This window comes from Agrobacterium sp. ICMP 6402 (assembly GCF_009498615.1).
Taxonomy (GTDB): domain Bacteria; phylum Pseudomonadota; class Alphaproteobacteria; order Rhizobiales; family Rhizobiaceae; genus Agrobacterium; species Agrobacterium burrii.
This window is the reverse complement of record NZ_QSNV01000001.1, coordinates 56,328-75,045: the sequence shown is the minus strand read 5'-3', so window position 1 is coordinate 75,045 and position 18,718 is coordinate 56,328. Positions and strand designations below refer to the sequence as shown.

Below are 18,718 nucleotides of genomic sequence, written 5' to 3'. Positions count from 1 at the left end.
AGGATCAGCTGAAGTCGATTTCCAGCTCCTCGTCCTTCTCCGGCGAAAACTGGCTGCAGGCGAAGATCAGCGATGGCACGGGCAACCTGGCCAACGTCACCAAGCAGGTCGTTGGCTCATTTATCCGTGACTCCGGTGGGAACGTGTCCGTCAAGACGATCAATGTCGCACTGACTGCCGACACCGTCCTGTTCGATACGTCTTCTGGTGCCGCAAAAGACAAGCAAGGCATTCTCGATTCCTATGCATATTATTCCAAGTCCGGCACCTACGATCTCTTCAAACTGACAGCCGGTGCCACTGCTGCTGCGGCAACGACCAAGGTCGTAGCAGCCGAGACCTATACTGAAGCGCAGCTGAAGGGCAGTTCCCCTGGAAATGGCGCTGCTACCGCCAACTATGAAGTGATGGCAAACGGCCTGGCGGTCATCAAAAACGCAGCCGCGGGCTCCCCGATTGCTGCTACAGGTACATACCTGAAGATTGGCGACGACAAATATGTCAAGATCGTTTCTGCCGCTGCCGGCGCACCCGCCACCACCGATGGTCCAACGGCTCCAATCGTAAACACCTCAATTGGCTCTGTCGGCGGCGTCGCCGTATACCTCGATCAGGGCGCTGCGGCCACTGCGGACCTACTCGCTTATTCCCTGACGTCGCTCGACATCACCAAGGATCTCGCCGGCCCGACCGGTGTGACCCTGACTGCCGAGCAGGCTCTGGATGCCATGGTTTCCTTCGTGGACAAACAGCTCCAGAGTATGATCTCGGCCTCCGCCGACCTCGGCTCGGTCAAGATGCGTATCGAACTGCAGGAAAACTTCGTCAACAAGCTGACCGACTCGCTTGACAAGGGCATCGGCCGTCTCGTGGACGCTGAAATGAACGAAGAATCCACTCGCCTCAAGGCTCTTCAGACCCAGCAGCAGCTGGCTGTTCAGGCGCTGTCGATCGCCAACAACGACTCGCAGAGCATTCTCTCGCTCTTCCGTTAATCGCAAGCGACATCAAAAAAGGAAGCCGCGCCTTGAGCGCGGCTTTTTTCGTTATGGTTAAGCGAAATTATTATTTCCTAATTTTTATTAATAGCAATTTAGGCTTTGTTAACCATTCGCCGCCTAAAACCTAGTCATCGAAACGATTGGTTAACCAAGACGAAAAAGAGGTTAACAGGCATCAAGCCGCTCGATCGTTCCCGGCGGCAATCCGGAATGTCCCTTTTCATTTAAGCCAATCAAGGGGCAAATAATTATGACCAGCATTTTGACGAACGTCGCGGCAATGGCCGCCCTTCAGACCCTTCGCGCCATCGGCAGCAACATGGAAGAAACGCAGTCGCGTGTCTCTTCCGGCCTGCGCGTCAAGACCGCATCCGACAACGCCGCCTACTGGTCGATCGCGACCACCATGCGTTCCGACAATGGCGCGCTTTCCGCCGTACAGGACGCCCTCGGCCTCGGCGCCGCCAAGGTCGACACCGCTTATTCCGCCATGGAAACCACCGTCGATGTCGTCAAGGAAATCAGCAAGAAGCTGGTTGCCGCCCGCGAAGCAGGCGTCGACAAGGCCAAGATCCAGGAAGAAATCCGCCAGCTTCAGGACCAGCTGAAGAGCATCGGCGAATCCGCCTCCTTCTCCGGCGAAAACTGGCTGAAGGGCAAGATCAGCGACGCTTCCGGCAACCTGACGCCGGTCACCAAACAGATCGTCGGTTCCTTCGTCCGTGATGGCGCAGGTAACGTCGCCGTCAAGACCATCAACATTCAGGTCGACAACAAGACCGCGCTTTTCGATACGTCGACCGGCGCGACGAAAAACGGCATTCTCGACAGCTCTGCTTATTACTCCGACACAGGTGTTCTGCGTGAATTCGAAATCACGACCACAACGCCCGCCGGTGCTGCGACAACCACGCCATATACCGCAAAAGTATTTACCCAAGCTCAGCTTCTGGGTTTCCCATCCGGCACGACAACCACGGTTTCCGCTGCAGACGCAACAACCGGCCTCGTAACCGTTGCTGCGGCAACAACCGCAAAAAACAACGGTACCTACTTCAAGATCGGTGAAAACGCCGCGGGCGAAGCACTTTACGTGAAGGCTAACAATACGGTGCCAACACCTGCAGGCACGACGGTGACGACGATCGGCACCGGTGGCTCCTCCAACAACAATATCTATCTCGAAACCGCTGCGGCAACGTCGCAGATGGCCCAGAAGCTCGACTACTCGCTGATCGATCTCGACATCACCAAGGACCTCAGCGGGCTGACGGATGCCAAAGGCCAGCCGCTGACGGAGAATGACGGTCTCGACAACATGATCCAGTTCGTCAACACGAAGCTGGAGTCGCTTATCAGCGCAAGCGCCGATCTCGGCTCCATCAAGATGCGCCTCGATCTGCAGGAAGACTTCGTCTCGAAGCTGACTGACTCCATCGACAAAGGCATCGGCCGCCTCGTTGACGCCGACATGAACGAAGAATCCACCCGGCTCAAGGCTCTCCAGACGCAGCAGCAACTGGCCATCCAGTCACTCTCCATCGCCAATACCAGCTCCGAAAATATCCTGTCGCTATTCCGCCAGTAAGCGGCGCCCGTTGGCTACGGGCGGTTTCGTCCCGCTCTGGCAGCAACAGAATATTCGGATATGGAAACCGCGCTTCGCAAGAGGCGCGGTTTTCCGTTCGCCTGGATTTCTGTTCTCCAAGGCGTCCACGGAGCGCTTGAGAAAGTGCGCAAGCAGCGCGCGCGGCAGACCAATGCCGGCGGCTCGGGCAAGTGCGTAAGATTTTGAATTTATGGGAGAAAATGGTGCTGCTAGAGAGATTTGAACTCTCGGCCTCTCCCTTACCAAGGGAGTGCTCTACCCCTGAGCTATAGCAGCATCCGGTGCCGAAGCGTTTGCTTCAGCATCAAGCGTGGCGGCCTATTGCCATAGGTTTTTGACGAGCGCAAGTCGCAAAACGATATTCTTCATCAAGCGGGGCAAAAAAGCGTGCCCCCTGTTGAAAAACGCATTTTTCGGATATTGCTGAATTTATGAACGAACATCATGACAAACAGGCGAAGGCAACGGTTTGCGCGGGCGCTGTCGCAGAATCGTCCGCCGTGGCGGCGACCGGTGGCCAGCAGGCTGGGCCGGGCGAAAAGGCACGGCAGCGCGAGGCGGAACGCAAGGCGCGGGCGGCCAAGAAGCTTCGTGAAAACCTTCTCAAGCGCAAACAGCAGGTTCGTGCGCGCCGCGCCGGCGATGCGGACGATACAATCGGTCTGCCTGCCGCAAAAACGGACGAATCATCCTCATAGAGAATTCATCAGCATAAATTGAAACGCCGCGGAAATTCGTCTAAGGACGCGCCTTTCCGCAAGGCATGATAAGAAAGGCGGGCACAGGCCCGTAGGGACGCATGGATCGCATCAGAATTACGGGTGGCAACAAGCTAAACGGCATCATTCCAATCTCCGGCGCAAAAAACGCCGCCTTGCCGTTGATGATCGCATCGCTTCTGACCAGCGACACGCTGACGCTCGAAAACGTGCCGCATCTGGCCGACGTTGAGCAGCTCATCCGTATTCTCGGCAATCATGGCGTCGATATTTCCGTCAATGGCCGCCGCGAAAGCCAGGGCGAAGCCTATTCCCGCACCGTGCACTTCACCTGCCGCACTGTTGTGGACACCACGGCACCTTATGAGCTGGTTTCCAAGATGCGCGCCAGCTTCTGGGTCATCGGCCCGCTGCTTGCCCGTGAAGGCCGCGCCCGCGTTTCCCTGCCGGGCGGCTGCGCCATCGGCACACGTCCGGTCGATCTGTTCATCGAGGGCCTGCAGGCGCTCGGTGCGACGATGGAGATCGACGGCGGTTACATCAACGCCACTGCCCCCAAGGGCGGCCTGATCGGCGCGGTTTACACCTTCCCGAAAGTCTCCGTCGGCGCAACGCATGTGATGCTGATGGCCGCAAGCCTTGCCCGCGGCACGACAGTCATTCACAACGCGGCCCGCGAGCCGGAAGTGGTTGATCTGGCGCAGTGCCTGACCGCCATGGGCGCGAAGATCGAAGGCGCCGGCACCTCCACCATCACCATCGAGGGCGTCACCTCGCTTTCCGGCGCGCGCCACCGGGTGCTGCCTGATCGTATCGAGACCGGCACTTATGCCATGGCGGTTGCCATGGCAGGCGGTGACGTGGTGCTGGAAGGCACCCGTTCTTCGCTGCTAGACAACGCGCTGGACACGCTGCGGCTTGCCGGCGTGACGATCAGCGACACGGAGACCGGCCTGCGCGTCGTGCGCAACGGCAATGGCATCCAGCCGGTCGATATCGTCACCGAGCCCTTCCCCGGCTTCCCCACCGATCTGCAGGCGCAGTTCATGGCGCTGATGACCCGCTCGCAGGGCGTCTCCCACATCACCGAAACCATCTTCGAAAACCGCTTCATGCATGTGCAGGAACTGGCCCGTCTCGGCGCAAAGATTTCGCTTTCCGGCCAGATGGCCCGCATCGAGGGTGTCTCCCGCTTGAAGGGCGCGCCCGTCATGGCAACCGATCTGCGCGCCTCTGTATCGCTGGTCATTGCCGGTCTGGTGGCGGAAGGCGAGACCATGGTTTCGCGCGTCTACCATCTTGATCGCGGCTTCGAGCGTCTGGAAGAAAAACTCACCCGCTGCGGTGCGCTGGTCGAGCGCGTCAGCGATTGATCCTTTCATTGCCGCTCATCCGTTTCCTACCCGTTGCACAGCGGGCCTCGACTGCCTATTTCCAGTACAAGAAATAGACATTGCGGCCCGTGGCCCGCGGAAAAGGAAAAAATGATGAGCGGCCTGAAATTGCTCGCGCTGGATACTGAAGATCTCTCCGTCATCTCGACGCATATGCAGGACAGCGTCTTCAAACTGAAAGACGTTGCCTTCGAGCCGAAGCATGGCCAGTTCACGCTTTCCGCCAATCGTTTCGTGTGGGAAAGCGCGGATAAGAAGAACCTGCCGCCGGAGCGCTGCCGCAGCGTGGTTTTCCTGAAGCGGGTCTCGGCCGTCCGCTCATATGGCATCAACCGCACCGATAAGGAACAGGTCCTGTCGCTTCTCGCCATACGCTTCGTGCAGAATGGCGAAGGACCTGATGGAGCCGTTGAACTGACGCTGTCGGGCGGTGGGGCGATTGCGCTCGACGTCGAATGCATCGAGGCGCAGTTGACCGATGTGAGCGGCGCCTGGGAAACCGCCGCCAAACCACATCATCCCGATAGCGAATAAGCGCTTCACGCCGTCGCAACGGTTGCCTTTCGTGACCGTTTCGATTTATGCCACATACCAGAGCCGCGATTGTTGCGCGGCGAGTTCGTGCACCTCGCGGGGATCGTCCGCGGGGACAATGAAAGGGTAGTGGCGTGGCAATCTGGCTGGAGCAGGCATCGGCTGATTTCGAACAGAAATTCGCTGCCTTCCTGACGACCAAGAGAGAAGTTTCCGAAGACGTCAACGCGACGGTTCGCGACATCATCAACGATGTCCGCCAGCGCGGCGATGCGGCCCTTGCCCATTATTCCCAGAAATTCGACGGCATCGATTTTACCAGGGTCTCGATGCGGGTGACGGCGGACGAAATCGATGCCGCCTATTCAGCGGTCGACAAAAGCGTTATCGAAGCCCTCGATCTCGCGGCCCGGCGTATCGAAAAACACCACGCGCGGCAGATGCCGAAGGACGACATTTACGAAGACGATATTGGCGTGGGTCTCGGCTCGCGCTGGACGGCCATCGAGGCTGTTGGTCTCTATGTGCCTGGTGGTACCGCCAGCTATCCTAGCTCCGTCCTGATGAATGCCGTACCGGCAAAGGTTGCCGGCGTCGAGCGCATCGTCATGGTCGTGCCGGCCAATGGCGGCGTGATAAACCCCGCCGTTCTTGCCGCAGCGCGTATCGCGGGTGTCGAGGAAATCTATCGCATCGGCGGCGCGCAGGCCGTCGCCGCCCTTGCCTATGGCACGGAAACCATCGCGCCGGTCGCCAAGATCGTCGGCCCCGGCAATGCCTATGTGGCTGCCGCCAAACGGCAGGTCTTCGGCACTGTTGGTATCGACATGATCGCCGGACCTTCCGAAGTGCTCGTCATTGCCGACAGGGACAATGATCCGGACTGGCTGGCAGCCGATCTTCTGGCACAGGCGGAGCATGATCGCGGCGCGCAATCCATCCTCATCACTGACCATGCCGAACTCGGCAAGGCGGTGGAAGCGGCCGTCGAGCGGCAGCTGAAACGCCTGTCGCGCGCCGAGACGGCGGCAGCAAGCTGGGCCGATTTCGGCGCGATCATTCTGGTTGAAAAGCTCACCGACGCCATTCCGCTTGCCAACCGCATCGCCGCCGAACACCTCGAACTGGCCGTTGACGATCCGGACGCGTTGATGGCCCACATCCGCAATGCGGGCGCGATCTTCGTCGGGCGTCATACCCCGGAAGTGATCGGCGATTATGTCGGCGGCTCCAACCATGTTCTGCCGACAGCACGCTCGGCGCGTTTCTCCTCCGGGCTTTCGGTGCTGGACTTCGTCAAGCGCACCTCGATCCTGCGTCTCGGCCCCGAGCAGTTGCGCCAGCTTGCCCCGGCGGCAATCACCCTTGCCCGCTCGGAAGGGCTGGATGCGCATGCGCGTTCGGTCGCCATTCGCCTCAACCCGGAAAGTTAACAGATGGCTTCAGGCGATTTCCGGCTCTGCGACGTGGTTCTGGACGACAGCATCGGCCGGTCCACGCCTGATGTGGAGCATGAACGCGCCGTGGCCATTTTCGACCTGATCGAGGAAAATACCTTCGAGCCGTTTGGCCATGAGGGCGGGCCATACCGGCTGCATATTTCGCTTGTTGATGCCAAGCTGGTTTTTTCGATCAAGACGGAAGACGAGAAGGATGTCTCGACCCATATACTGTCGCTGACGCCGTTTCGCCGCATCATCAAGGATTATTTCCTGATCTGCGAGAGCTATTACGAGGCGATACGCTCCTCTACGCCGAGCCAGATCGAGGCGATCGACATGGGCCGGCGCGGCATTCACAATGACGGCTCGCAAACTTTGATGGACCGGCTTTCCGGCAAGATCAAGGTGGATTTCGACACGGCGCGCCGGCTCTTCACCCTTGTCTGCGTGCTTTATTGGCGGGGTTAGAGATGAGCAATCCTGCCGCAGCGCCAAATGAGGGACGAGCGCCGAAATCGGTCCTCTTCATGTGCGGCATGAACTCCATCCGTTCCCCCATGGCAGAAGTCATCGCCAAACGGCTGGTGGCGCCCGGCATCTATATACAGTCGGCCGGGGTCAAGGCTGGAGAGCGCGACCCCTTCGTGGATGCGGTGCTGGAGGAACAGGGATTTTCGCTCGGCAAGCACAGGCCGCGCACTTTGGACGAGATCGAGGATGATTTTTTCGATCTGATCATTACATTGACGCCCGAAGCCCATCATGCCGCGCTGGAACTGACGCGCTCGAATTCGCTCGATGTGGTCTATTGGCCGACCATGGACCCAACGGTGATAACCGGCACCCGCGAACAAATCCTCAATGCCTATCGCGAGGTGCGGGACCATCTTGCCAGGCTGATTGCTGAACGACTGCCGGGAAGGCCGCAGCCGGTGGCGGATACGGTTTCAAAAGAGTGAAAAACGCCCCTGCTTCGTGAAAATCGGTACTGATTTTCAAGCCGATGCTTTAGAGGTTCACAAATGTGCCGGGATTGTGTAGTTTCCGCGCAATTTTCCCGGACAGGACATGTCCGGCACTATCAACAGGAAGAAAACCCTTACATGACAAAAGAAGAAGTCCTTGAATTCCCGGGCATCGTAACCGAATTGCTGCCGAACGCAACATTCCGCGTGAAGCTTGAGAACGAACACGAAATCATCGCCCACACCGCCGGCCGCATGCGCAAGAACCGTATCCGCGTTCTGGCAGGCGACAAGGTGCTGGTTGAAATGACGCCTTACGACCTGACCAAGGGCCGCATCACCTATCGCTTCAAGTAATCCGTTTTCGGCATCGGACGCCCGGGCAGCGCAATGACAAACTCGAAACAAAAGCTCGTTCTGGCTTCCGGCTCACCGCGGCGTCTGGAACTGTTGCATCAGATCGGCATCGAGCCGGCACGCCTGATGCCGATGGATATCGACGAGACGCCCGCGAAGCTCGAGCATCCGCGCACGCTGTGTCGTCGTCTGTCGCTGCAGAAGGCTGAAGCGGCGCATGCCGCGCTCAAGGGCGAGCAGACGTGGAAGGACGCGTATGTTCTCGGGTCCGACACCGTCGTGGCCGTGGGCCGTCGTATCGTCGGTAAGGCGGAATATACCGAAGACGCCTCCGCATCGCTGCATCTTCTCTCGGGACGCAGCCATTGGGTCTATACCGGCATCTGCCTCGTGACCCCCGGCGGCAAAATTCGCCAGAAGGTGGTGGAAACCAAGGTGCGCTTCAAACGGCTCTCGACGCGCGAGATCGACGCCTATATCGCGTCGGGGCAGTGGCGCGGCAAAGCGGGCGCCTATGGCATTCAGGGCATTGCCGGCGCATTCGTGCAGAAACTGACCGGTTCCTACACCAACGTCGTGGGCCTGCCGCTTTACGAGACCATGTCACTTTTGTCCGGTGAAGGATTTGAGGTGACGTCGGGCTGGCTCGAAGGATAGACCATGGCAAAACCCTCCACCGAAGGCGCCGGAAACGTCACGCCGCTTCGTAAATCCCAGCCCTGCCCTGAATGCGGGCGGCCCTCGACGCGCGACGATTATCCATTTTGTTCGGATCGCTGCCGCTCGCTCGATCTCGCCCGCTGGCTGAATGGCTCCTACGCCATTCCGGTCGCAGACGATGAAAGCAGCGCCGGCGGGCAGGACACAGGTAAAAATACATCTGAATAACGTTACGCACCGCCGGAGATTCCGGCGGTGGATTGCATGATATTATTTTTGAGCTTCCACTTACATCTATATTCACAGGGCTGAAAACGGCCCGAAAATCCATATCAAAAAAGGCTGCCGCCCTGCCCCGGTAGCCATAGGGTCCTGCGATGGACGCAAGCCTGCAAAAAAGAGTAAGCCATGGCGCGTTGCTGTTTACAGTGCTGGCCGTCTGTCTGGCCATATTGGCGACGGTGCTGCTTGCCAATGACAAAAAACACCTCAGGAGCCTGCTGACCTATTTCAATCTGGCGCCTGCCATCTATTCCGCCGAGCCGCCGCCCAAAGTGAAGCCCGTCAAACGGCAAAAGCTCGCCGCCAGGAAGGTCTATCTGCCGCCTCATCTACTGAAATTCGAGAAAGCTGGCGACAGGGCATCCTTCGCACGCGATTTCGTACTTTCAGGCAAGGACCTCTGTGACCGTTTCACCACAGAGGGTTTTTCCAACCGACAAGGCTGGCACGCCAGCCCAGTGAATATCCGCAATTTCGAATGCATGGCCGATCTTGCCGAAGGGAATGCGGCAACGCCTGCAGAGCGGGCATCGCTGTTCCTTGAGATCAGGGGGGAGGCTTCTGGCGAGATCAAATCCATCCGAATGAAGGCCGTAGCGCCTGAGACGCCTGACGGTGCCGCCGTCAGGGTGAAGCTTGACGAGGCATTGGCCCTGATTATCGGGCAAACCCGCTGGGCCGACCTTGCCGCCATGCTTGAGCCGGCACGCGGGATGCAGGCCTATCAGGCGCAACATTTCGGCATTTCGGTCTCCGTCAAGCCGGAGCCGACCGCGCCGCATCGCATGAACGTGATTTTGCTCGCGAACGAACAGTCGTCGGGGCTGAAGCTAACGCGCCGGTTTTTTGACAGGGAGCGATGGCTGCCCGTCGCCAGCACTTCGGACCGGCCTGTCGTCTATCCTTCCGTCAAGAAAAACAGTGCCCGCTGACGCGGAACCTGCTCAGCCTATCGCCGCCAGCTTGCGCCGGACCGAGGGGATTCTGCCGCTTTGCTGCGCCTGGCGCTTTGCTTCCCACTGAAGAGCAGTGCGAACGATGATCGCCAGATCGTTGAAACGCGGACGCCAACCCAGCTCCGACTGAATACGGGTGGAATCCGCTACCATGGCCGCAATATCACCCGGCCGGCGCGGACAATGGATAACCGGGAAATCGTGCTCCGATTCCTGCCGCACCGCGTGCAGCACGTCCAGCACCGAATAACCGACGCCATAACCACAATTCAGGGTTCGAGTGCCGCCACCGGCGCGCAGATGCGCCATGGCCAGCATATGCGCATCGATGAGATCGCTGACGTGGATATAGTCGCGAACACCCGTGCCATCGGCGGTCGGATAGTCCGTTCCGTAGACCTCCACCCGATCCCTCCGGCCGGTTGCGGCCTCGCAGGCGACCTTGATGAGGTTTGCCACGCCCGTCGGCGAAGGTCCGGCGCGGCCCTGCGGGTCGGCTCCGGCGACATTGAAGTAACGCAGCGCCACATAGTTAAAATCATGCGCCTGCACGACGTCGCGCAGCATGATTTCAGAGGCGAGTTTCGACAGGCCATAGGGGTTTTCGGGGCTCAGGATCGCCGTTTCAGGCACCGGGCCATCAAAGGGCTGGTTTCCATAGACCGCGGCTGTCGACGAAAAGATGAAATTGCGAACGCCATGGGCGACCGCTGCCGCGACAAGGGCGCGGGTCGTGCCGGTGTTGTTTTCGTAATATTCGAGCGGCCGGCTGATCGATTCAGGAACGCTCAGGGAGCCGGCAAAGTGGAAAATGGTCTCGATCTGGTTTTCTTCGAAAATCTGGTCGAGCAAGGCGCGATCGGCCGCATCCCCCAGATAGAAGCGCGCAGCCGGCGCGACAGCCCAGCGCGACCCCGTGGAAAGCCGGTCGACAACAACGACCTCTTCCCCGGCATCGAGCAGCGCCCACACCATGTGGCTTCCTATGTAACCTGCTCCACCCGTGACCAGAACAGCCATGACTTTACTTCCCTGTTTGCTTTTCTTGAGCCCATCAAAGCCAATAATTCTTCATCATTGATTACTTGCACAGCAAATACGCGACCCAACCCTCAGCCCTCTGAAAAGGTGGCTTACGATTGGTTAGCGCAATGAAGTGCTTTTTATTTATTAGATGAAAATGTTCTCATAAAAGGAACAGAAGGCGCATATCACAGAAAAGCCCGCACGTCGATGGTTACGCCGTGGGGTTGTAGTTTTGGAGCTTCACTGTGATTTTTTGAGCAATGCGCCTGTCGTGGTGGAATAGCAACGCGACAGGCAAACACTGCAGGAAGATCGGAACCTATCTGCTGAGGATGTAAGATGCCAGCCGGTCGGCCGCATCTTCAATCTGCTTTGGGTTGCGTAGGAAGCAGGCGCGCAGAAACAGTTCGCCCCCCGGGCCGAAGGCCGTGCCGGGTGCGAGGCCGACACCGGTTTTATCGACAATATCAAACGCGGTTGCGCGGCTGTCCGTCACACCGTCAATCTTGAGGAAAGCATAGAGAGCACCGTCGGGTTTAAGCGTTTCCACCCGGTTCGTCGCGATCAGCGCATCGCAGAGAATATCGCGCGATGCCAAAGCGCGTTCGTAGTTTTGCCGGATGAAACCGTCGCCGTGGTCGAGAGCCGCAACTGCGCCGCGCTGCATGAATGGCGCCACGCCTGACGTGGAATATTGAATGAGGTTTTCGATGACCTGACCGATGGCCGGCGGCACGACAAGCCAGCCGACACGCCAGCCGGTCATGGACCAGTTCTTCGAGAAGGAATTGGCGAAGACGATCTTGTCGTCCGGCTCCATGATGTCGAGGAACGACGGGGCACGGGTGCCGGCATAGTGGTAAAGCGCGTAAATCTCGTCCGCGACGATCCACAGATCGTGTTTGCGGGCAAGCGCGAGAACATCGCGGAGATTGTCGAGTGTTGCCGTCCAGCCGGTCGGGTTGGAAGGCGTGTTGATGAAAAGCGCCTTCGTCTTGCCGGTGATGGCGCTTTCCAGCCTGCCGATATCAAGATCCCAGCGACCGTCGCGGAAGTCGATGCCGACTGGAACCGCCTCTGCACCCGCCACACCGATGGCGGCGACGATATTGGGCCAGGTTGGCGAGAGATACACCATCTCGTCGCCGGGCGAGGTCAGCGCCTGCACGGCAAGCACAATCGCCTGCATGCCGGAACCAGTAGCATAAAAATGCTCCGGCGGCAGCGACGCTGAGAAGTGCCGCTCATAATAACGGCTGAGCGCCTGACGCAGTTCTGGAATGCCGCGCTGCCATGTGTAGAAAGTCTCACCGTTGTTCAGCCCATCAATCGCACCCTGATTGATGAAGCCCGGGCTGGGCAGATCGCCTTCGCCAACCCAGAGCGGCAGGAGATTGTCCCGTCCCCGGGCATAGTTGACGAGTTCGACGATGCCGCTCTGCGGGGCCGCCAGAGAGCGTGCACTCAGACTGTTCAAGATGGACATTAAAGACACTCCGTTTGGTGCTTTCTAGCGCATCGAACGGGCCATATGCATGATATTCCGTGAGGCGAAGATGGATTTTCTTTATGGATCGATCCCCGGCAGGAGATTGCTGTCCGCGTGAGCCAGCAAAATCGGGCCGGGGATAATCTCGGTCTCAGCGAGTCTTGAGCAGATCGCGGATTTCGGTGAGAAGCTTGACATCTTCCGGCGGCGGAGCCGCTTCCGTCTTTTCCTCGGCCTTCTTTGTTTCGACCGAGGCACGAAGCCTGTTGACGCCCTTGACCATCAGGAAAATAATCCAGGCGAGGATGAGGAAGTTGATGAGAACGGTCAGAAAGTTGCCATAAGCAAAGACGGCACCCTGATCACGGGCAGCGGCAAGCGAGGGGGCGGTGACGCCCGAACTCAGCGGCAGGAAGTAGTTCGAGAAATCGAAGCCGCCGAAAATTGCGCCGACGATCGGCATGATGAGATCATTGACGACGGAATCGACGATCTTGCTGAAAGCCGCACCGATGATGACACCGACGGCCAGATCCATGACATTGCCGCGGGCAATGAAGGTTTTAAATTCGTTTAGCATCCAGATTGTCCCTCTCTCCTGCTTCGAAAGCTGAAGCTATGTGACTGTCCCTACGCGCTCAACCATATAGATTCCCTTTCGCATTTGGAATTCGTCAAGATTGCATTTGTTAGCTTTTTTGCACGCTCGTCTTGAACTTTATGATCAGACCGCACTCATTCTCAACGGCATGGAATTCGCCTATGCTCATATCAGGGAATTCTTGCATGGGGAGGATGCGTGCTTCCTGGGTGGATCATATTCGGTTCGGCCTTCGCTTATGTCCTGCTGCTGTTTGCGGTTGCAAGCTTCGGGGATAGAAACAGCCGGAAAAGAAACGCCCCGAAAAAGGGGCGGCCGTTCGTTTATGCGCTCAGCCTGGCGATCTATTGCACCTCCTGGACCTATTTCGGCGGCGTCGGGCTTGCGGCGGACAAGGGGCTGGAGTTCCTGGGCATCTATACCGGGCCGATCCTTGCCTTCACCATCGGCATGCCGATCATTCGCCGCATCGTCGAGCTCGCCAAAACCGAAAAGCTGACATCGGTTGCGGATTTCATCGCCGCCCGTTACGGCAAGAACTCCACCGTGGCGATGATCGTCGCCATCATCGCACTCGTTGGCGCCATTCCCTATATCGCCCTGCAGCTGAAAGCCGTTTCCAATTCGGTGGCGACGATGGTCGATCCCGGTGACTATGGCATCGGCAGCGGCAATCTCTATTTCCTCGATCTGCCGCTGGTCGTCACCATCGTCATGGCCGGTTTCGCCGTCATGTTCGGGACCCGCCACACCGACGCGACAGAACATCAGGACGGGCTCATTCTGGCGATTTCGATGGAATCGCTGGTCAAGCTGGTCGCCATGTGCACCGTCGGCTTTTACGTGCTGTTCGTCCTTTTCGACGGGCCTGTGCATCTGTGGCGGCTCGCCACGGAGAATGAACAGGCCATGCGGGCCATATCCTATCACACGCCCGTCAGCCGCTGGATCGTCATGACCCTGCTATCCGGCTTCGCCATCATCCTGCTGCCGCGCCAGTTCCACGTCACCGTGGTGGAAAACCGCACGCCGGAAGAGTTGCGCATGGCAGGTTTCCTGCTGCCGCTCTATCTCATCGCCATCAACATCTTCGTGCTGCCGATCGCGCTCGCCGGCATTCTGACGCTCGGCGCAAACGGCAGCGCCGATCTCTACGTCCTGCAACTGCCGCTTACGCATCAGATGCCGGTCGTATCCCTGATCACCTTCATCGGCGGATTTTCGGCGGCGACCGCAATGGTTATCGTTGCTTCGGTGGCGCTGTCGATCATGATTTCCAACGACATCGTCATGCCGATCTTTCTGCGGCAGAAGCTGTTGAACCGCTCGCCGCACCGGGACAATTTCGCCAAAACGCTGCTCAATATCCGCAGGACGGCGATCTTCGCGGTGATGCTGCTGGGTTACTTTTATTATCGCGCCGCCGACAGCGCGACGGGGCTTGCCTCCATCGGCTTCCTGGCATTCGCCGCCATCGCCCAGATGGCCCCTGCCCTTTTCGGCGGCCTGTTCTGGCGGCGCGCCAATGCCCGCGGCGCAATTGCCGGCCTCAGCTCAGGCTTTATTGTCTGGGCCTATCTGCTGTTTTTGCCGAGCTTCGGCGGGCCTGATAATTCCGAGGTGGCTGCGAATATTCTCGGTTTCCTGTTTTCCGGCAGCACCGTCTTCAACGGTCCCGAAGCCGATCCTTTCGTAAATGCGGTCATCCTCAGCCTCCTCGTCAACAGCATGGCCTTCGTGCTCGGCTCGCTATCGCGCAACCCGCGGCCGGTGGAGCGCATCCAGTCCGGCATTTTCGTCAAGCGCCACTCGAAATCACAATTCGCCACGCGCGGCTGGAAAACCCGCGTCAGTGTCGGTGACCTCAAAAGCGCAATCGCCCGTTATCTCGGCGAAGAACGCATGCTGCGTTCGCTCGCGACCTATGAGAAGACAGCGGGCCGGAAGCTCAATGACGACCAGCCGGCGGATATGGCGCTGATCCATTTTTCCGAACAATTGCTGGGCAGCGCCATCGGCTCCTCCTCGGCCCGGCTTGTGCTGTCGATCATTCTCCAGAAGGCGGAGGATACCAGCGCAGACACCGCCTGGCTGCTCGATCAGGCGAGCGAAGCCCTGCAATATAATCAGGACATGCTGCAAACGGCGCTGGCGCAGATGGATCAGGGCATCGCCGTTTTCGACAGCTCGCAGCAGCTGACCATCTGGAACCGGCGCTTCCGCACCCTGCTGGATCTGCCGGAACAATTCGGCCAGGTGGGCGTGCCGCTGACGGATATCGTCTCCATGCTGCAGGAGCGCGGCGACATGCCGGCCGGAGATACGGACGAGCTGATCACCAGTTTCCTGACCATGGACCTGCCCTTCTCGCTGGTGCTGGCCGGCGGTGAGCGCATCATCGAGGTGCGGTCCAACACCATGCCGGACAAAGGCATCGTCGCCACCTTCACCGACATTACGCAGCGGGTAGCGAGCGATCAGGCGCTGAAACAGGCAAACGAGACGCTGGAGCAGCGCGTGGCGGAACGAACCGTCGAGCTTACCCGCGTCAACCGCGAACTGGCGGAGGCAAGGGCATCCGCCGATGAGGCGAATATCGGCAAGACACGGTTTTTCGCCGCCGCCGGTCACGACATTCTCCAGCCGCTCAATGCCGCGCGCCTCTATTCCTCCTCGCTTGTCGAACGGCTTGGCGCTTCGGGAGAAAGCGACCTCGTCCACAATATTGATTCAGCGCTGGAATCGGTCGAAACCATTCTCGGCGCTGTTCTCGATATTTCCCGCCTCGACACGGGTTCGATGAAGGCGCGCATGACATCGGTGCCGCTGAATGAGCTGCTGAAACGCATCGAAACCGATTTCGCACCGATGGCGCAGGAAAAGAACCTCGACCTCGTGGTCATGCCCACCTCGCTCACGGTCCGTTCCGACCCCAATCTCCTGCGGCGGCTGGTGCAAAATCTGGTGTCGAACGCCATCAAATATACGCTGAAAGGTAAGGTGGTGGTCGGTGCCCGCCGCCGGGGCGGCGAAGTCGTCATTCAGGTGACGGATTCCGGCATCGGCATTCCCGCATCCAAATTCCGCACCGTCTTCAAGGAATTCGCCCGGCTGGACGAGGGAGCAAAAACGGCCTCCGGCCTCGGGCTCGGCCTTTCCATTGTCGACCGGCTGTCGCGCATGCTGCACCATCCCGTGCAGCTGATTTCGACGCCCGGCAAGGGTACGACCTTCCGCATTCATCTGCCGCGTGAATCAGACCGCGTGACGCCCGCCAAATCCGGCAGCACTGTCACCAACTCGGCGGCAAGCGACCGCCTTCAGGGGGTGCGTGTCCTGTGCATCGACAATGAGCCGAAAATCCTCGAGGGCATGACGCTGTTGCTGACGGGATGGGGCTGCGAAGTTCTGCCGGCAGGTTCGGTGGCAGCGCTGGAGGAACCCTTCCTGAAACTCACCGCAGCACCGGATGTCATCATCGCCGATTACCATCTCGATGATGGTGACGGCATCAGCGCCATCCGCCTCATCCGGACTTTCTATGGCAAGTCGATCCCTGCCCTGCTGGTGACGGCGGATCGCAGTCCGGAAGTTCGCAGCGATGCCGAAAAATACGGTATTTCCGTTCAACACAAACCGGTCAAACCGGCGGCGCTGCGCGCCTATATCAACCAGGTCTCCAGCACGGCACGGGCAGCCGCGGAATAAAAAACTCCCGGACCTTGCGATCCGGGAGTTTTTGATTTTGCAAATTGGGGATATCAGGCGGCCCGGTTCAATCGATCCCTGCCCGCCGCCGAACCCTGCTCCATCTGGAAACGCTGGACGAGATCGAGCAAGGCCTCCACCTCGCCGGACAGCACCCGGCTCGCCGCACTCGATTGTTCGGCAAGGGCTGCATTCTGCTGTGTCATCTGGTCCATCTGGTTGACGGAACCGTTGACGTTGTGAAGCGCGGAAGACTGGTCCTGCGTCGCCGTCGCGATGGTTTCGACGTGCTGGCTGACGGTGACGATCTGCTGGCTGATGGCGGAAAGAACCGTGCCCGCCTCCTGCACCAGTTTCGAGCCGGTGCTGACTTCGTGCGTCGACTGGTTGATGAGCTGCTTGATTTCACGCGCTGCGTCGGCGGAGCGTTGCGCCAGTTCGCGCACTTCCTGCGCCACCACGGCAAAACCCTTGCCCGCCTCACCCGCACGCGCCGCCTCGATGCCGGCATTCAAGGCGAGGAGATTGGTCTGGAAGGCGATATCGTCGATGACCTCAATGATCTGCTCGATCTTGCGGGAAGCGCCTTCGATGCGTCCCATGGCATCAACGGCATTGCTGACGACCGAACCGGAACTGTCGGCGCTCTGCTTGGTAATGCGGACGGCCTCATTGGCCTCCCGCGCCCGCTCGGCCGACGATCTGACCGTCGCGGTGATTTCCTCGACGGCAGCTGCGGTCTCTTCCAGCGAGGCCGCCTGATTTTCGGTTCGCTTCGACAGGTCAACCGAGGACTGCTCGATTTCAAAGCCGCTATGCTGGATGATCAGCGTCCGCTCACGGATCTGTCCCAGCGCATCGCGCAGATTGAGCAGGGAACCGTTGAAATCCGTGCGCAGACGGTCCAGACGGCCGGCGAAAGGTGTCTCGATCGTACGGCTCAGATCGCCACGCGAGAGCCTGCCGAGACCGGATGCGATCTCGCTGACCGCGAATTCGATCTGGCTGTCCAGCTCCTGCTTTTCAGCGTCGTTACGATGGCGTTCGGATTCCGCCACGGAGCGTTCATCGGCGCTTCGTCCTTCGATGGCGAGTTTCTCAAGTGCGTTCTCGCGGAAGATCACCAGCGCGCGGGCAATGTTACCGAATTCGTTGGTGTTGGTGGCATAGGGGATTGGCGTTTCGAGATTACCCTCAGAAAGAGACTTCACCGCATCGGTCAGCTTACCCAGCGGCTGCAGCGTGCGCCTGATAACGAAATAGGCGAGCAGCCCGACACCGACCATGGCCAGCGCGCCGCAGATCAACATCAGGTCGCGCAGGCCGAATATCTGGGCTTCATAGACGGCCATGGGAACGCCGACGAAAAGAATGCCGACGGTGGCTCCGGTCTTGTTGGTAACCGGCATGTAACCGGTCATGTAATTGACGCCGAAAAGCGTGGCCGGACCGAAATATGCTTCCCCCTTGCTGACTTTTTCGAAAGCAGGATGATCGGTGGCAAGCTTGGTGCCTGCCGCCCGTTCGCCCTTCTCGTTTTTCAGATTGGTGGTGATACGGACATATTCACCGGCCTTGGTTTCAAAAATTGTGGCGATGCCGCCGTTTCCGGCCGCGGTGCGATCAACAAGGTCGTTATCGCGCAGCGTCCCGATACTGGCGCGGCTGACGCTCTTCAGCGGTCCATCACCCATGTCGAGGGTGACGCCACCGACCTTCATCTCGTAGAGGATCGCCATGCCGCGCATCGCACTGTTGGTATCGCGCAGCGCGGTGGTAATGATATTGTCCTTCAGGCGCATGTAGGTGGAAAAACCAACTGCCGCCACGCTGAGCATGATCAAGCCAATCGTCAGTGCGACGACCTTACTCGCAACGGTCTTAAAGAGCCGGTTGTGCATGAAACAGTTCCCCAAAGCCAAACCTGCGACAGTTCTAGTTGGCAACTGTTAAAAAACGCGAAATAAGGCACATG

At 59.0% G+C, this 18,718-nt stretch carries 17 protein-coding genes and 1 tRNA gene; 13 read left to right on the top strand and 5 right to left on the bottom strand.

Features of this window, described 5'->3' with window-relative positions; all coding sequences use genetic code 11:
• Positions 1–8: 8 nt before the first annotated feature.
• Entirely contained in the window at positions 9–995 is a 987-nt protein-coding gene (locus DXT96_RS27100) for a flagellin (protein WP_246670532.1), read from the top strand.
• Positions 996–1,251: 256 nt separating this feature from the next.
• Positions 1,252–2,589 carry a flagellin gene (locus DXT96_RS00360; RefSeq protein WP_153513166.1) on the top strand — a complete coding sequence of 446 codons (1,338 nt, stop codon included), beginning with the start codon at positions 1,252–1,254 and terminating at the stop codon, positions 2,587–2,589.
• Positions 2,590–2,811: 222 nt separating this feature from the next.
• Here DXT96_RS00360 and DXT96_RS00355 read toward each other — a convergent pair.
• Positions 2,812–2,886: transfer RNA gene (locus tag DXT96_RS00355), tRNA-Thr, on the bottom strand.
• A gap of 155 nt (positions 2,887–3,041) precedes the next feature.
• Here DXT96_RS00355 and DXT96_RS00350 point away from each other — a divergent pair.
• From DXT96_RS00350 to DXT96_RS00305, 10 genes are all read left to right on the top strand, one after another.
• A complete protein-coding gene (locus DXT96_RS00350; RefSeq protein ID WP_153513165.1) occupies positions 3,042–3,308 on the top strand; it encodes a hypothetical protein in 267 nt (88 codons plus the stop codon).
• 101 nt (positions 3,309–3,409) lie between these two features.
• Positions 3,410–4,702, top strand: coding sequence for a UDP-N-acetylglucosamine 1-carboxyvinyltransferase (murA, locus tag DXT96_RS00345; protein ID WP_153513164.1), 1,293 nt, complete (start codon positions 3,410–3,412; stop codon positions 4,700–4,702).
• 114 nt (positions 4,703–4,816) lie between these two features.
• Positions 4,817–5,257, top strand: coding sequence for a DUF2948 family protein (locus tag DXT96_RS00340; protein WP_046800569.1), 441 nt, complete (start codon positions 4,817–4,819; stop codon positions 5,255–5,257).
• A gap of 134 nt (positions 5,258–5,391) precedes the next feature.
• Positions 5,392–6,690: a histidinol dehydrogenase gene (gene hisD / locus DXT96_RS00335; RefSeq protein ID WP_371418754.1), complete on the top strand. Its 1,299-nt coding sequence runs from the start codon at positions 5,392–5,394 to the stop codon at positions 6,688–6,690.
• Between the two features lie 3 nt (positions 6,691–6,693).
• A complete protein-coding gene (locus tag DXT96_RS00330) occupies positions 6,694–7,167 on the top strand; it encodes a UPF0262 family protein (protein ID WP_003493818.1) in 474 nt (157 codons plus the stop codon).
• Between the two features lie 2 nt (positions 7,168–7,169).
• Positions 7,170–7,658 (top strand): low molecular weight phosphatase family protein, encoded by a 489-nt coding sequence (locus DXT96_RS00325; protein WP_149898551.1) that lies wholly within the window; start codon positions 7,170–7,172, stop codon positions 7,656–7,658.
• A 144-nt stretch (positions 7,659–7,802) separates the two neighbouring features.
• Positions 7,803–8,021, top strand: a complete 219-nt coding sequence (infA, locus tag DXT96_RS00320) for a translation initiation factor IF-1 (protein WP_004432473.1) — start codon at positions 7,803–7,805, stop codon at positions 8,019–8,021.
• 33 nt (positions 8,022–8,054) lie between these two features.
• On the top strand, positions 8,055–8,678 hold the full coding sequence (locus DXT96_RS00315) for a Maf-like protein (protein ID WP_153513163.1): 624 nt from the start codon (positions 8,055–8,057) through the stop codon (positions 8,676–8,678).
• A 3-nt stretch (positions 8,679–8,681) separates the two neighbouring features.
• The gene (yacG, locus tag DXT96_RS00310; protein WP_153513162.1) at positions 8,682–8,909 is read left to right on the top strand and encodes a DNA gyrase inhibitor YacG; all 228 of its coding nucleotides are present in this window, start codon (positions 8,682–8,684) and stop codon (positions 8,907–8,909) included.
• A 149-nt stretch (positions 8,910–9,058) separates the two neighbouring features.
• Entirely contained in the window at positions 9,059–9,895 is an 837-nt protein-coding gene (locus DXT96_RS00305) for a DUF6030 family protein (RefSeq protein ID WP_194287512.1), read from the top strand.
• 12 nt (positions 9,896–9,907) lie between these two features.
• Here DXT96_RS00305 and galE read toward each other — a convergent pair whose 3' ends face one another.
• From galE to mscL, 3 genes are all read right to left on the bottom strand, one after another.
• Positions 9,908–10,939: a UDP-glucose 4-epimerase GalE gene (gene galE, locus DXT96_RS00300; protein WP_153513161.1), complete on the bottom strand. Its 1,032-nt coding sequence runs from the start codon at positions 10,937–10,939 to the stop codon at positions 9,908–9,910.
• Between the two features lie 325 nt (positions 10,940–11,264).
• Positions 11,265–12,431 carry a pyridoxal phosphate-dependent aminotransferase gene (locus DXT96_RS00295; protein ID WP_153513160.1) on the bottom strand — a complete coding sequence of 389 codons (1,167 nt, stop codon included), beginning with the start codon at positions 12,429–12,431 and terminating at the stop codon, positions 11,265–11,267.
• A gap of 154 nt (positions 12,432–12,585) precedes the next feature.
• Positions 12,586–13,014: a large conductance mechanosensitive channel protein MscL gene (mscL, locus tag DXT96_RS00290; RefSeq protein ID WP_142841089.1), complete on the bottom strand. Its 429-nt coding sequence runs from the start codon at positions 13,012–13,014 to the stop codon at positions 12,586–12,588.
• A gap of 219 nt (positions 13,015–13,233) precedes the next feature.
• Here mscL and DXT96_RS00285 point away from each other — a divergent pair, with 219 nt between their 5' ends.
• A complete protein-coding gene (locus DXT96_RS00285; protein WP_371418753.1) occupies positions 13,234–16,743 on the top strand; it encodes a NahK/ErcS family hybrid sensor histidine kinase/response regulator in 3,510 nt (1,169 codons plus the stop codon).
• A gap of 53 nt (positions 16,744–16,796) precedes the next feature.
• On the opposite strand, the gene DXT96_RS00280 is transcribed toward DXT96_RS00285, so the two are convergent.
• Positions 16,797–18,644: a methyl-accepting chemotaxis protein gene (locus DXT96_RS00280; protein WP_153513159.1), complete on the bottom strand. Its 1,848-nt coding sequence runs from the start codon at positions 18,642–18,644 to the stop codon at positions 16,797–16,799.
• Positions 18,645–18,718 lie beyond the last annotated feature (74 nt).

Excerpts from the sequence above, each read along its gene's own strand:
- DXT96_RS00360 (WP_153513166.1), top strand. The coding sequence starts at position 1,252 with ATGACCAGCATTTTGACGAACGTCGCGGCAATGGCCGCCCTTCAGACC.
- DXT96_RS00350 (WP_153513165.1), top strand. The coding sequence starts at position 3,042 with ATGAACGAACATCATGACAAACAGGCGAAGGCAACGGTTTGCGCGGGC.
- murA (WP_153513164.1), top strand. The coding sequence starts at position 3,410 with ATGGATCGCATCAGAATTACGGGTGGCAACAAGCTAAACGGCATCATT.
- DXT96_RS00340 (WP_046800569.1), top strand. The coding sequence starts at position 4,817 with ATGAGCGGCCTGAAATTGCTCGCGCTGGATACTGAAGATCTCTCCGTC.
- DXT96_RS00330 (WP_003493818.1), top strand. The coding sequence starts at position 6,694 with ATGGCTTCAGGCGATTTCCGGCTCTGCGACGTGGTTCTGGACGACAGC.
- DXT96_RS00325 (WP_149898551.1), top strand. The coding sequence starts at position 7,170 with ATGAGCAATCCTGCCGCAGCGCCAAATGAGGGACGAGCGCCGAAATCG.
- infA (WP_004432473.1), top strand. The coding sequence starts at position 7,803 with ATGACAAAAGAAGAAGTCCTTGAATTCCCGGGCATCGTAACCGAATTG.
- DXT96_RS00315 (WP_153513163.1), top strand. The coding sequence starts at position 8,055 with ATGACAAACTCGAAACAAAAGCTCGTTCTGGCTTCCGGCTCACCGCGG.
- yacG (WP_153513162.1), top strand. The coding sequence starts at position 8,682 with ATGGCAAAACCCTCCACCGAAGGCGCCGGAAACGTCACGCCGCTTCGT.
- DXT96_RS00305 (WP_194287512.1), top strand. The coding sequence starts at position 9,059 with ATGGACGCAAGCCTGCAAAAAAGAGTAAGCCATGGCGCGTTGCTGTTT.
- galE (WP_153513161.1), bottom strand. The coding sequence starts at position 10,939 with ATGGCTGTTCTGGTCACGGGTGGAGCAGGTTACATAGGAAGCCACATG.
- DXT96_RS00295 (WP_153513160.1), bottom strand. The coding sequence starts at position 12,431 with ATGTCCATCTTGAACAGTCTGAGTGCACGCTCTCTGGCGGCCCCGCAG.
- mscL (WP_142841089.1), bottom strand. The coding sequence starts at position 13,014 with ATGCTAAACGAATTTAAAACCTTCATTGCCCGCGGCAATGTCATGGAT.
- DXT96_RS00280 (WP_153513159.1), bottom strand. The coding sequence starts at position 18,644 with ATGCACAACCGGCTCTTTAAGACCGTTGCGAGTAAGGTCGTCGCACTG.